This is a genomic window from Flammeovirga pacifica (genome assembly GCF_000807855.2).
GTDB classification, from domain to species: domain Bacteria; phylum Bacteroidota; class Bacteroidia; order Cytophagales; family Flammeovirgaceae; genus Flammeovirga; species Flammeovirga pacifica.
The window spans coordinates 4810922-4825161 of record NZ_JRYR02000001.1 but is presented as its reverse complement, the minus strand read 5'-3'; the positions used below and the strand labels follow the sequence as shown (position 1 = coordinate 4825161).

Below are 14240 nucleotides of genomic sequence, written 5' to 3'. Positions count from 1 at the left end.
ATTCAAGAGCAAATAATCAATAAAAGCCCAATTATCATAATTATAATACGTTCTTATAATTGACATATGTAACTAGCTATTTGTCTGTATATTAAGAACATTTACCTAATAACTTAATCTCATCGAAAAATATAATTATCTCATGAAAAAATTCCCATTTATACCCACTTCAACCATCCATCAATCACAACTCGAACAACCCTCAACTGCACACGAATTAGAAATCCCAAGGGATACTCCAGAAGAAGAACGCATCAACACTTTAACACATGGTGTGGCGGCGCTACTAGCTGTATTTGGTTTGTGGGCACTTCTAAGTAGAATAGACTTACATGATCCTAAAATGGTCATTAGTGTTATGCTATATGGTGGCTCTATGATCATTCTGTTTACATGCTCAACATTATTGCACCTGCATACAGATGATGCCTTTACTAAAACCTTTGTTATTTTAGACCACAGTGCCATATATTGGCTTATTGCAGGTACATATACTCCGATGGCATTAATTAAAATTCCTCATCTTGGTGGTCATTGGCTTTTTATCATGGTTTGGATTATTGCTTTCTTAGGAACAGTTTTCAAACTCATTTATGCAGATAAGTTTCAATGGTTATCCGTTACTTTATATGTTTGTACTGGCTGGATAGGTATTTTTCTTCTTCCAGAAATGGCTACTGAAATTGGTGACGGAATGAAATTTGTAATCATGGGAGGCTTATTCTATACATTTGGAGTACCATTCTACCTATGGAGAAAATTACGATACAACCATGCTATCTGGCATTTATTTGTTGTTGCAGGAGCGGCTAGTATCTATTATGGTTTTTACCATTATATATTTTAATAAAGGAACTTTTTCATGAGATAAAAAGGCTGTCACAATAATAAATTGATGACAGCCTTTTTTATTTTATCCGACTACTTCTATTCTACTGTAACCCGATACTTCCGCAGGTTGTAAAACAATTTTAGTACTTATTCTTTCTTTTATTTGAGGTAAGTGAGAAATGAGAGAAATAGTCTTATTACCCGTATCTCTCAATCTTTCTAAAGCAGATATTGCTTGATCTAATGTATCCTCATCTAAAGTACCAAAGCCCTCATCGATAAATAAACTTTCTACTTTTACGTTATTACTTGCCATATCAGCCAAACCAAGAGACAACGATAAACTTAACAAAAATGACTCTCCTCCACTTGCTGAGTTGACAACTCTAGGTGTATTACCTGCATATCTATCAATAATAAATAACTGCTTATTATCCCCAACACTAGGAGGTGCAAACAGATACCTATCCGTAAAGTTTTCTAAATGATGATTCGCCTTCAACAGTAAAGTTCTCAATACAATACTTTGAGCGAATTTATTAAACTTATCTCCTTGTGCTGAGCCAATCAATTCATTCATGGTCATCCAAAGTTTGTATTCTGGACCTAGTTCTTCTCTTTCTTTAATTTTATCTGCGACCTCTTTCTTCTTATCCTCATTATTTTTGATACTACCGCCAAGTGCCTCCAGTTCCGAAAGTTCTTTTTCTTGTTGATCTTTTAAATCAGACAATTTCTCCGTCAAGTCCTCTAACGACTCTTCTTTTAATTGGTCTTTTTCTTCGGCAATCTCTTTCTCTTGTTGATAAGTACTAATCGAAGATTTCAAAACCGTTTCTTTCTCATCAACTTCTTTTAACTTCAGTTTATTTCTTTGATGATTTGACTCTTCTATTAATAATGATTTGAAAGTAACTTCATCTATACCTTTCTCCTCTAATCCATTTTTAAAGTCAGTATTTATATCAATTAGTTCACTTGATAACTTCTTTAAGTCTACATCAAGCCCATTAATTTGTGTCTCAAAGCTTTTCTTATCGGTCTCTAGCACGGTCATTTTCAACTCCACCTTCTTTCGTTGTTCAACTAATTCCTGGACTTTCTCCTCCATTTTCTGACGCTCAACACTGATCACTTTATCTTCAAAAATAGCTTCCCTAGATTTCTTTGTTGAGATCAACTCTTCTTTTGTCTTCTCAAATTCTGTGGTCTCATTTGATATAACATTTTTACTATCTAAGATATTACTACTTAGTTTAGTACTATTTTTTTCATATTCTTTCAACCAATTAGGTCCTTCCTTTACAACATTTTGATGATGCTGAAATGCTATTTTCTTCTTTTCTAGATCATTTATAATAATTTCATCAGAATATAAGCCTTCATACTTATTCAATAACTTAGAGCGTTGCTCTTTCACTTTCGATACTTCTTCAGCCTTCACAAGTAAATCAGTCACCTGTCTTAATCCTTCTTCTTTAGATCTAAGCTGTTCAATTCTTGAATGTTCTTCTTCAAAAGCCTTTAATGTCTCTGTCGTATAGTCAATTTCATTTTCTTTCAACCATTTGACCTCCTTCATCACCTCTTTATTCAATTCGTCTAATTGAACTTTACTTGCCTTATGTTGATGTTCTTTCTCTTCTAAAAGAGTTTTCGTTTTTAGAAGTTGATTGTTACTATTTACTACACTTTCTTTCTGCTTTTCTAACTTTTCGCTTATCGCTTCAAACTCTTTTTCAACTTTCTCTAATTCGTCATCTTTTTGATATTGTCCCTTTGTATAGGGATGATCTACCGCCCCACAAACTGGGCAAGGTTCCTCTTCCAATAATTGCTTTCTAATGCTCGTAATATTTTCAGAAGCTTCCCATTGCACTCTTTTTTGATGAGCTTCAACTTCATTAAAAGTCAACTGATAACCATTCAATTCTTTAGAGGCTTCCTCTACTTCATTAGTAAAAACAATAAGCTCCTTATTTAAAGCTGTAATTCGTTTTTGATGATCATCTCCCTGAGATTTCAAAACACTTTCTTGTTCTTCTAAAGCTCTCAATCTCTTTACAGTATCAAAAACTTTTGTAAATAGATTGTTTTCTAAGTGTTTAAAAACTCTACCATCAATTAATGTTTCTATACTCTTTCTGGCACTTCCTTCCCATTTTTTTAAAGTAATTAATTGATCCGAAAAGGAGTATTTCTTCAGTTCAGCACTAATTTTCTCCCCACTTTCTTTTACTTTCTTTTCGTAAGCATTGACGTCTTGTTCTTCTTCTATCAGTAAGTTTTTGATTAAAGGCAAGTCATTTTCCAATTCAACTAAATGTTGATTTCCCTTTAACCACTCCTTACTTATTGTGATCTCTTCTGTTTTTTGATCAATGGCTATTTGTATCTCCTTTGACTCTTTAATGAGTGTATCAATAGCCAATTGTTTTTCTGTAACAGCTTGTTCTTTATTCTTAATATCTTTTTCAGATAAATCAATTGCTAAATCAAGTTTCTCTACCTCTAACCACTTTTTCTCTTCCTCTTCTTTCGATGCTTGGAGTTGATCACTCTTTACTTTTAAATCATCATTTAGCTTTTTCTCCAGCTCAATATTAGTCGTACAGTGCTTCAAATTTTCTTCTAAACCACCTTTTCTTGATACTACTGTCTCTTGATTTTTTTTAATGGTTTCAATCTCTCTAAAAATAGAAATGAGAGGCACAATTTCTTCATATTGCTCTACCTTTTTTCTTACTATTTTTAGTGATTCTTTTTCACTTAAAACAAGCTGTAATTCCTCCTGATGTTCTTTTATTTTTTGGGTAAAATTAAGACAGTTCTGTTTATTAATAATCCCGCCTTCCCAAAGTGTTCTTTGCTTTTCAAGTTGTACTAATTGCCCTTTTTTTAATTGATATTCTTGTTCAATTTGTTCTAATTCTTCCTCACTTTTAAGTGCAATACTATCGATTAACTGAGTTAATAGATCATGGGCTTTCTTTACTTCAGAGGCTTTATCAAATACAGCGGTACTGATCTGACGGTAGTCTAATTTTTTTGTAATCTTTTCTAGGAGTTCGCTTCTTTTATTCTCATCAGAGGTTAGTAATCTTTTAAATTCACCTTGAGAAAGCATTATTGATTTAACAAACTGATCATAGCTCAAGCCTATCAACTCTTCATTCTTAGTGGGTACTTCCTTCTTTTTTATATCAAACTGCAATTGATTGGTAAGATCTGCTACTTCCATATAGTAGTCTTTCACCTCCCCTTTTGTAGGACCTTGCTTAATTGTAGCCAAAGTCCATTTACTTCTAAATAGCGTGTTGACACCATGTTTACTTACTTCATAATCTACCTCAATCACCGCTTCACTTTCTCCTCTGGTAAGTAAAGCGCCTGTGTCTTGAATAATACTTTTTGAAAATGCCTTTTCTGTTCTTGAGATCCTATTGTAAAGACCTAAAGTGATCGCATCTAAAATAGTGGACTTTCCTGCTCCTGTTTTTCCAACAATAGCAATTAACCCAACGCCTTTTAAAGGTGCCTCATCAAAATTTATAGTATGCTCCCCTTTAAGAGAATTGATATTCTTAATAAATAACCGTTTTAATCTCATGCTAGTTTAGTTTTCTTGTGCCTCTTCAATTTGGATAAATGCCTCAATAAGTTGCTTTTTCAGTGTTTCATCAAGATTCATTTTTGTTTCTTGATCCAGTCGCTTTTTAAAAATATCCAATGGTTTCAACTCGTCTAAATCTACTTCTTCTTCAAATAACTCCGCTGCATTTTGTGTTTGTTCATCAAAAGAAAAACGATGTTTTAAAATGATTGATCTATGTTTGGAATAATTTGAAGAGAACTCTTTAATCAATTCTTCAATTTCTAAAAATAAAGTAGGGTTGTATTTTTCTTCTACTACTTCTAACTCTATTAATTGATCTAGCTTTTCTTCACTATTATTTATCTCTGCCAACTCTTGCCTACATTTATCTAAGTTACCTTTCACTTTTATAAGCTTACGCTGACATGGTATTTCCAATTTTTCTGAGGTTACTTCATTATCGATAATTTCGATTAATCGAACACCATGTACATAATTCCTTTCTGAAAAGCTTAGAGGATAAGGTGACCCTGAATAAAAAATAGGTACATGTCCTTTCACTTGTTGTGATTTATGAATATGTCCTAGGGCGACATAATCAAAGATTTTAGAAAAGATATCTCCTTCTACTCCCGCTTGATGCCCCATTTGAATTTCTCTCTCACTGTTCTTATCTGATGATGTACCATGAGCAAAGAGGTGCCCCATTGCCAAAACAGGAACTTCATACTTTCTACTTTCTATTTCTTGTGCGATGGCTTCATAATGTAATCTCACTCCCTCTTTTATGGCTTGAATTCGCTCATCATAAGTACTACCATCGACCATCTTTTTTAGATCTTTATCTCTTAAAAAAGGAACAGCAGCTACCACTACTTTCAATAGTCCATCATTACTTTTGATCTCAATTATTTCATCTGTTATACTATCTGTAACCCCAGTAATAATAGTGGTATTTAATACATCAGAAACTTGTTGGGGAACAAGCAATGAAGACACACTATCGTGATTACCGTCTGTAATAATAGTTTGTAAATGTGGACATTGTCGGTTTAACCTTTTTAATAATTCCATAAATTGTTGCTGGCTTCCAAGAGATGGATAGGCAGAATCAAATATATCTCCTGCTACCAATAGTAAATCTATGTTATTAGAATTAATGGTTTTGATTAACCAATTTTTGAATCGTTCAAAATCATCATGAAAAGAATGATTTAATAAGCGTTTTCCTATATGCCAGTCTGCTGTATGAAGTATTTTCATCAAAGGGGTATTTATTTCAAGAGCATGAAATTACCTTTTTTGAATTTAAGCAGCAATAGTTTATTGTATATAAAACCTTTTTGTTACGTAATCTGTACCAATCAGTGCTTTCAATATGTAGTAACCCGAAGCCCATCCATTGGTATTAATAGTTGTGTTTTTTTCATCCTTTAAAGAGGTTATTTTTATACCATGAATATCATAAATCTCAATTGATATAGGATTTTCATTTGTACAATGGATATTTACATTAGAACCACTAACGATATAATTTGGGTAAATAGAAAGATCACTTTTTGTATTTAAACCAGCAACTCTCTGTGGCAAGTAATAAGTGGTTTGTCCATCAAAATCTATTTGCTTTAACCTTATATGAACCGTTTTCTCTGAAACGGGAAAATTAGCATGATAATCTACCCTCACTTGTGAGTTACCTTGTGCTTCTACTCTTTGAATACTTTCCCAATTGATTTCATCAAAAGACCTCTCCAAAATAAAATGAGAAGCATTCTCTTCTGAGGCTGTAGCCCATTGTACTTTCAACTGATCATTTGATAAAAAGATGCTGAAAAAAATTAATTCTACTGGTAAATCTAAAGGATTAAAATAATCCCAAAATTGATCATCAGGTGGAAATGTATGATTTTCAATTTCAAAACCGCTTACTGTGGCACCTACAATATTTATACTATTCATGCTATAAACATATGATGAATAATTAAGCAATGAACCCGCAATATTAATATCTCCACCCACCTTAATTGAATCCGTATTGGATATTGACCCTAGTGTATTTAAATCTTTTTTTGCCAACAAACGATGACTATTGGTGATGTTTGAAAAGGTATGTTCATTATGGAGAACCAAAACACCTTCATTTTTTATAGATTGATTTTGAGTAATCCCTCCTTCTATTATAAAAGATGAATTTGCCCCTACTTGAAAGTGTGCTGCTGTTAGATTTAAATCACCTGTAGCACTAATAACTACAACGGCATTATTTAGAATAAAAAGAGTATCATAATCCCAATCTACTGAACCAGTTATAAAAACTGTATCTGCAGAGAAATCTCCATCAATTGTGAGATTGGTTGATCCATCTCCTTCGCTACATGTTGTTAAGGTAACATTTGAGTTCAATGGAGATGGGATTCCACATGATGAGAAAGCAGAATGATTTATACTAAATAGTATAGAAATTAAGAGAATAAGGTGTAATTGGATTTTCATAACGTATGCTATTTACAAGACTAAAACATACACATGTAAAAAAACGTTCAAAAAATAAAAAAACTCCAACGTTTATCAACGTTGGAGCCTATTTAGTTCAAACATTCTTATCTATCGAATTAGACATTGTGTTAGTCTTTCCTTTGAACCTTTTTTTCTTTGATCTGTAATCCAAATAGTAACCTATCATTGGAAAAACAGTACTTAAAGTGATAATAAAAATCGCTTTAAATACAAAATTTTCAGTATCCATGGGCTTTAAAATTTAAGTATAGTCCAAATATACTTGATTGAAATTCGATTTTAAAAATTAAATTATCAAATAGTTTTTGAATGTAACAAAAATATCAATTTCATAAATTATTAAAATGTATTTAGAGCCTCAATTACTCTATAATTTATTAAACTCATCATAAGCAAAAGATGTTTATAGATCACTGAATTTTAATTAATTGCGAAATTACATCACTTATTAAACAATCTTGAATCTACATTTATTTTTTTGATAAGATTATGTGTTATTGAGTTGACCCAAACATTAAACACATGAAGTATTTTATATCTCTAATTTTTAGCATTTTCCTAACACTCCCATTAGCAAGTTTCAAAAACCTTAACAATGAAAACCCATATACACAATTAGCTACTTTTAGCGAGAAAGGGGGAGAATTTGAAGACGTCATTCACGTTTATATTGTAGAATTCAGACAGTCTTTTGATGTCAAGGCTAAAGTCACCTATAATAAGAGTACAAATCAAATCATTTTAGATTTTAAAGGAGCTGACGGTTCCATGCATCAAGAAGTCATGGAAGGAATTCATGTTGAAAAAAATAATGACACTCCTAGTGTGGTTACTTTCGATGATAATAATATGAATGATGAAATTTACGTATCAGTTACAGAGTACTCTGGTAAATTATCTGTGATTTGGAATGGAGAGTTTTATCATATGATGTAAAAAAAAGCCATCATTTTCATGATGGCTCCATAATATCCTTTTTGGTCCTTAATTAAATTAGTTCTTTAATTTGGACTCATAGTATACATTTACTTTTGATCTTTGGTATTGACGGTCACCTGCTTGGCCATCCGCCCAAAGGATTCTTCCTTTTACAACATCATAGAATGGTTTGTTATCAATAATTCTAAGTGTTAATTGTCCTGATAGTACTTGAGAAGCAATTGTAACTCCATTTTGCTCATACTTCAAGATATATTTATACGCCATATCACGCATGTATTTTGCTCTAAAAGAGGCTAACTTGATATTTCTTTCATCCGCTTCTCCAGATGCTTGACCTCTACCTTCTAATGAGATACGGTAAATTCTTTCTGGGTTAGCTGAAAGGTTGTTAAGAATACTTTTGCAAATTTGATCAAGTTGCTTTTTCTGATCGTCAGAAAACATTGAAAGTTTAGTTTCTCCAGCTCCGTATGTTTCAGAACTATACACTACTCCAATTGGATTGTTTCTTAATTTCTCCCCTACTGGGACGATCTTTTCTTTAGATAAAATAAAGCTCATAGGACGTAATAATTAAAAGGATGATATGTTTTTTAAATAGTATTTTTTCGGCTGTTTTCCTTACTGCCTATACAAAAGTACACAAAGTCTACCAACTTACAAGAGTAATAGAAGAAAATTAACAAAATATTTCTTGAGATGCTCAAAAAGTATGTTTTTTAAGAGTTCAACAACATCTTTAAACGTTCGATCTCCTTTACATATCCTTCTTTTTGGCGTTTCAACTCTTCTTGAGTCGCCATCATTTCTTCTAGGTTTTGTCTCATCTCTTCTTCTTGAGACCTCACTTGTTCTGCTTGTTCTTGGGAAGTTTTCAGTAATTCCTTTAAACGTTCAGCTCCGATTTTATTTAATATAGTGATAGCTAAACTCTCACTTATTCTTTTTAAGAAGTCTAATTCAAACTTTTTTAGTTTGTTAAAACCTGCAACTTCAATTACACCTTCTACTTTATCATAAGCAAGTAAAGGGTAAATCGCCACAAAAGAAGCGGTAGCATCTCCAAGACCAGAACTTATATTAACGTATCCTACAGGTACATTTTCTAAAACAATAGGTTTTTTCTCAATGTAACACTGTCCGATGAGTCCTTCACCTTTTTCAATTCTAGTTTTATCTAAATATTTCTTTCGATCATAAGCGTAGACAGTTTGTTTGCCCAGATAATCGTCACCTTCTGCGTCCACTTTTCTTGTAAAGACAGCTACTTGGTTTAGGTTTAAAACTCTTGCTAAAAAACTGGCTGAATGATCTATCAGTTCATCTAAATTTTCTATTGATCTGGTTAAATCATTAAAATCTGAAATATTCTGAGTGGTCCAAGACCTTTCTTGATCTTCTTTTTTTGTTTTTTGTACTTGAGTTAATGCTTCTTTTAGTTCTTTTTCAGACTTTTCTAAAGAAATATTTCTTTCAACTCTCTCTCTATTTAGTTTTTCACTTTCATTTCTATACCTTAATTGTTCTAGCTGCATCAAATAAAGTAATATTCCAAGACCAACCAAGCCCATAATTAATCCCCTTTTAGACTTAGGAGCATAGTTTAGATCATAATCTAAGAAAGGATCAATCAATAGATCTGATAAAGGGAACATGCCTAATATTGAGAAACACAAGATTACAAAAAGAGACCATTGTGCTATTTTTTCTTTATTATCAAAAACTAAAAACGGAATAATTGTATGCACCATAGCAATTAAATAACCCGTCATTCTTGGTACAGCCTCAAATGGTGTCAAATAAGAATTATAAATGATAACGACAGACATTGGTACAGTACAAACAATTATTCTAGACAGATTAAATAGCCTTAAATAATTTAAAGCCAGTACTGATAAGTTGGCTAAAATACCCAAAAGTGGCCACTGCAATAAAGTTGGTGCTTTAATAATAGAAACGACCAAATAGAAAATGTGGAATACCATTAGGTAAAAGGCAAATTGATTGGTAGTCAATACCTTTTCTTTCATAACACCTTTGGTGTTATTTGTTATTCCAATATTAAAAACTTGTTGAATTAAATTCATCTTCAAAAAATACTTCTCAATGTTATTATACACCCTGCAATATTGGTGCTAAAGGCATTTTAATTTAAGACTCGGCTTTAAAAAGAAACGTTCAGGTACATTTTTTAGTATTCATCAAAAATGTATTTCAGAGGTGCTATTTCTAATATGTAAAAATTAGAAGCGAAAATTTCTAATAAAATTTATCAGATGTTCTTTTTTCTATTATTAATTTACCGTTTTTCTCTGAATTTCTTTAGGTTGTTTTTATTCTCTACTGAAAATGGTAAATTAGAATTACTATATCTTTTCACTTTTGATTTTGATACTAATGTTTGCTGTTTATAATCTTACAAAGATGCCCAATCAATCATCTAAGTAATTTTCTATACCTGTTAAGACTGTCGATTTCAATCAATTTATTTGATGGTATTCATGAAATAACCATTTAAAAAGATATAAAGATATTCCATATCCAATGAATTTATTCTAATTTTGACAAGATTCATTCTGGTGTAATGGAACACTTTTTAAACTTGCAGCCACAAAATTCTAAATATGTCTTCTGAAAGAAAACAGAACGTAAGAAAAAATATATATAAACCTTCTTCAAATGATGATAATACACATCATCCTGAGGAAGAAAAAAGACCTCAAAGATTGTCTTTTAAAACGGTGAAATTTAGCGGTGATAAGCTCAACGACCCCCGATTAAAAACCAGCCTCGGGCTTTCACTCATTTTTCTATCAATATATACTTTTTTAGCCCTATTATCCTTTGTATTTACGGGTAAAGCAGATCAAAGTGTTATTGAAAATGTTGGAGGGATTACAGAGTTGATCTCAACAGGTAAAGAAGTAAGTAATTGGTTAGGTCTATTGGGTGCTGCCCTATCTCACCTTCTTGTTTATAATTTATTTGGTATCGGATCTATATTGATAGTTCCTATGCTTTTATCTAAAGGATACGAACTATTTACCATAGGTAGAGGAAAAGTTATTCATTTTAGAAAGTTAGGCTACATCTGTTTCTTTTATATGTTATGGACTAGTTTATTTTTAGGCTATGTAGTAGTTGTTAAAGACTCTCCTAACATTCTAGGTTTCTTATGTGGAAAAGTAGGCTATACTATAGCTGATGCATTATATAGTCTTATCGGTTTTGGTACTGTTATTTTATTAGTTTTAATGGTATTGATTCACTCGGTTTACATTTCTAAATTCAAAAAGTTAGATAAAGTACTTCGCAAGGTGACTACCAATAGATTCGAAGTGGTAGAAGAAGTAGCAGACAATGAGGCCGCAGAAGAAATCGCTCGATTTAATGCTGATGCTTTAAATGAATTTGAAGGGAACAGTAACGAAGCTCAAAATACAGAAACTCCTGAAAATACAGTTGAAGAGACCAAAGAGGAATCTCAAGAAGTACCTTCAACTACGGAAGAAGAGGAAGAATTACCAACTAACCAAGGTCAAGAAATTGTCCCTGCCGCTCCTTCTCCTGTTTTACCTGAATTGAAAGAAGAAAAAGATGGACAATCTATTAAGGTTGACCCTATTTCTGTTGATGTTAACATTCAAGTTGAACACGTTCATGTGGGACAAGATGGTACTCCACAAGAAGTAGAAGCTAAAGAGATAAACTCTCCTAAAAAATCTACACCAAAAGTTGAGGCTCCAAAAAATCCTTCAATGGTGCAAAAAGAGGCCACTACACCTACACCAATGATTGATATTCAAGAAGAACAAAAGAGTACTCAAACCATTGAGCTAGATAAACCTTTACCACCTAAACCAAAAGATAAATCAGTAGATCCTACTTCTTTAAGCAGTATTAATACTACTGATAATGTGGATAAAGTTGATCCTAATGCGATCAATCAATTAGAGGACGAACCTGACGAATTAGTACAGGTAGAAGATATGGATGAATACGATCCAAGGCTAGACCTTAGTAATTATCGTTTTCCTGATATGTCTTTACTTCATCCTCCGAAAGAGTCAAAAGCAAAAGTGACCAAAGAAGAGTTAGAAGCCAATAAAGAAAGAATTGTCAATACGCTAAGACATTTTAAAATTGGTATTGCTTCTATTAGTGCCACTATTGGACCAACAGTTACACTTTATGAAATTGTACCCGAAGTAGGTATCAAAATTTCTAAGATTAGAAACCTTGAAGATGATATTGCATTAAGTTTAGCGGCACTCGGAATACGTATTATTGCTCCAATTCCTGGTAGAGGTACTATTGGTATTGAGGTACCAAATAACAATAGAGAGATGGTTTCAATTTCTTCAGTTATTGCTACTGAAAAATTTGCCAAAGCTAAAATGGCTCTTCCTGTTGCCTTTGGTAGAACAATTTCTAATGAAGTATTTGTCATGGATTTGGCCAAAATGCCTCACTTATTGATGGCAGGTGCCACTGGTCAGGGTAAATCAGTAGGTATTAATGTGCTATTAAGTTGCCTATTATACAGAAAGCATCCATCAGAATTAAAATTTGTGATGATTGACCCTAAAAAGGTTGAATTATCACTTTTCAATAAAATTGAAAGACACTTCTTAGCCAGTCTTCCTGATGCGGAAGAAGCTATTATTACAGATACCAAAAAAGCAGTACATATTCTTAACTCCTTGTGTACTGAAATGGATATGCGTTATTCTTTATTGAAGGCTGCAGGTGTCCGAAATATTAAAGAATACAATGCTAAGTTCTGTCAAAGAAGATTGAATCCTAAAAAAGGTCATCGTTTCTTACCATACATAGTACTTGTTATTGATGAATTAGCAGATTTAATGATGACTGCCGGTAAAGAAATCGAAGGACCAATTGCTCGTTTAGCTCAATTGGCTCGTGCGATTGGTATTCACTTGGTTGTAGCTACACAACGTCCATCTGTGGATGTAATTACTGGTATGATCAAAGCCAACTTCCCTGCTCGTTTGTCATTTAGAGTAACATCAAAAATTGATTCTAGAACTATTCTTGATGCAGGAGGTGCAGACCAATTAATTGGTATGGGTGATATGCTTTTATCTACTGGTAACGATCTAACACGTTTACAATGTGCTTTTATTGATACAGATGAAGTAGAAAAACTTTGTGATTACATTGCGGAACAAACTGGTTACCATACTGCTTATATGCTTCCTGAATTTGAGGAGGAACCACCTTCGTCAAAATCTGGAGGAGCAGGTAGTCCAGACGATAGAGATGATCTATTCGAAGAAGCTGCTCGATTGCTTGTGAGACATCAGCAAGGTTCTACTTCATTAATTCAAAGAAAGCTTAGTTTAGGTTACAACAGAGCTGGTAGAATTATTGATCAATTAGAAGCTGCTGGCATTGTGGGACCTTTCGAAGGTAGCAAAGCAAGACAAGTAAATGTGAAGTCGGAAATGGAATTAGAAGCATTACTTGCCACGCTGTAATGTAACTTTTACCCTATGTTTTTACGTTTATAATAAACATGTCAAATTATTTTCAGTTCAACAATCAGAAAAAGATGAAAAACAAACATATATTCAAATCTCTAATTTTATTACTCGCCTTTTTGTTTACTGCCAATTTTACTATGGCTCAAAAAGATGAGAAAGCACAAAAAATATTAGATGATATGAGTGAATTCTATCTTGGCTTATCTGCATTTAGTGCCGATGTCCATCAAGAAATGATCTCTATTAACGATGGAAAAATGGGTGATTTAGATATCAAAGCCATTATTTCAGGTAACAAATACCAAATGCATTTAGAAGGTCAAGTGATATACAGTGATGCAAAAACTGTTTATCGTTACGACCAAGAAATGGATGAAGTAACCATTGAGGAAGCAGATTCTGAAGGTGAATTAGCAAGTTCTCCTGCCGAAATATATCAACTATATAAAAAGAACTTCAAATACCTTTATACAGGTAGAGAAGGCGGTTACGATATCGTTGATTTATCTCCAGAAAAAGGTACTGATATCAACTATTTTAGAATTCGCATGTACATTAAACCAGCTACACACGAATTAGTAAAATGGGAAATGTTTGAAAAGGGTAACCAAAATAAACAGGTATTTACTATCAGTAACTTTAAGAAAAATATTACTGTAACCGATACTGATTTTAAATTTGATACTTCAAAACATCCTGATGTTGAAGTAGTAGATTTAAGATAATCGAAAGATTTTAGCTCAATAAAAAAGTCCTTGATCATTTAATGGTCAAGGACTTTTTTGTATTTGTATTATTTCAACAATAAAATTCACGCTCCTAACACAATCTCATCAAGATTAAATTAA

General features: G+C 32.6%; 9 protein-coding genes. 4 read left to right on the top strand and 5 right to left on the bottom strand.

The genetic code is table 11. The annotated features are described in order from the left end of the window. Positions 1-142 precede the first annotated feature (142 nt). Positions 143-847, top strand: coding sequence for a PAQR family membrane homeostasis protein TrhA (gene trhA, locus NH26_RS19210; RefSeq protein ID WP_084812247.1), 705 nt, complete (start codon positions 143-145; stop codon positions 845-847). Between the two features lie 66 nt (positions 848-913). Here the strand turns inward: trhA and NH26_RS19205 are convergent, their stop codons facing one another. The 3 genes from NH26_RS19205 to NH26_RS19195 are packed head-to-tail and all read right to left on the bottom strand — an operon-like array spanning position 914 to position 6919. Continuing rightward, positions 914-4441 carry an AAA family ATPase gene (locus tag NH26_RS19205; protein WP_044227071.1) on the bottom strand — a complete coding sequence of 1176 codons (3528 nt, stop codon included), beginning with the start codon at positions 4439-4441 and terminating at the stop codon, positions 914-916. Between the two features lie 6 nt (positions 4442-4447). Further along, complete coding sequence (locus NH26_RS19200) at positions 4448-5689, bottom strand: exonuclease SbcCD subunit D C-terminal domain-containing protein (RefSeq protein WP_044227068.1); 1242 nt, start codon at positions 5687-5689, stop codon at positions 4448-4450. Positions 5690-5749: 60 nt separating this feature from the next. After that, complete coding sequence (locus NH26_RS19195) at positions 5750-6919, bottom strand: T9SS type A sorting domain-containing protein (protein WP_044227064.1); 1170 nt, start codon at positions 6917-6919, stop codon at positions 5750-5752. Between the two features lie 546 nt (positions 6920-7465). Here NH26_RS19195 and NH26_RS19190 point away from each other — a divergent pair. After that, positions 7466-7879: a hypothetical protein gene (locus NH26_RS19190; protein ID WP_044227061.1), complete on the top strand. Its 414-nt coding sequence runs from the start codon at positions 7466-7468 to the stop codon at positions 7877-7879. Between the two features lie 57 nt (positions 7880-7936). Here the strand turns inward: NH26_RS19190 and NH26_RS19185 are convergent, their stop codons facing one another. Both NH26_RS19185 and NH26_RS19180 read right to left on the bottom strand, forming a co-directional pair. Then, complete coding sequence (locus NH26_RS19185) at positions 7937-8446, bottom strand: hypothetical protein (RefSeq protein WP_044227059.1); 510 nt, start codon at positions 8444-8446, stop codon at positions 7937-7939. 158 nt (positions 8447-8604) lie between these two features. Further along, positions 8605-9972, bottom strand: coding sequence for a GAF domain-containing protein (locus NH26_RS19180; RefSeq protein ID WP_052432206.1), 1368 nt, complete (start codon positions 9970-9972; stop codon positions 8605-8607). 537 nt (positions 9973-10509) lie between these two features. Here NH26_RS19180 and NH26_RS19175 point away from each other — a divergent pair. Further along, positions 10510-13386, top strand: coding sequence for an FtsK/SpoIIIE family DNA translocase (locus tag NH26_RS19175; protein WP_242427340.1), 2877 nt, complete (start codon positions 10510-10512; stop codon positions 13384-13386). 74 nt (positions 13387-13460) lie between these two features. After that, positions 13461-14117, top strand: coding sequence for a LolA family protein (locus NH26_RS19170; RefSeq protein WP_158021967.1), 657 nt, complete (start codon positions 13461-13463; stop codon positions 14115-14117). Positions 14118-14240 lie beyond the last annotated feature (123 nt).

What these genes read in the sequence shown, in the direction of transcription:
- NH26_RS19170 (WP_158021967.1), top strand. Translation starts at nt 13,461, where the DNA reads ATGAAAAACAAACATATATTCAAATCTCTAATTTTATTACTCGCCTTT.
- NH26_RS19185 (WP_044227059.1), bottom strand. Translation starts at nt 8,446, where the DNA reads ATGAGCTTTATTTTATCTAAAGAAAAGATCGTCCCAGTAGGGGAGAAA.
- NH26_RS19200 (WP_044227068.1), bottom strand. Translation starts at nt 5,689, where the DNA reads ATGAAAATACTTCATACAGCAGACTGGCATATAGGAAAACGCTTATTA.
- NH26_RS19180 (WP_052432206.1), bottom strand. Translation starts at nt 9,972, where the DNA reads ATGAATTTAATTCAACAAGTTTTTAATATTGGAATAACAAATAACACC.
- NH26_RS19175 (WP_242427340.1), top strand. Translation starts at nt 10,510, where the DNA reads ATGTCTTCTGAAAGAAAACAGAACGTAAGAAAAAATATATATAAACCT.
- NH26_RS19190 (WP_044227061.1), top strand. Translation starts at nt 7,466, where the DNA reads ATGAAGTATTTTATATCTCTAATTTTTAGCATTTTCCTAACACTCCCA.
- NH26_RS19205 (WP_044227071.1), bottom strand. Translation starts at nt 4,441, where the DNA reads ATGAGATTAAAACGGTTATTTATTAAGAATATCAATTCTCTTAAAGGG.
- trhA (WP_084812247.1), top strand. Translation starts at nt 143, where the DNA reads ATGAAAAAATTCCCATTTATACCCACTTCAACCATCCATCAATCACAA.
- NH26_RS19195 (WP_044227064.1), bottom strand. Translation starts at nt 6,919, where the DNA reads ATGAAAATCCAATTACACCTTATTCTCTTAATTTCTATACTATTTAGT.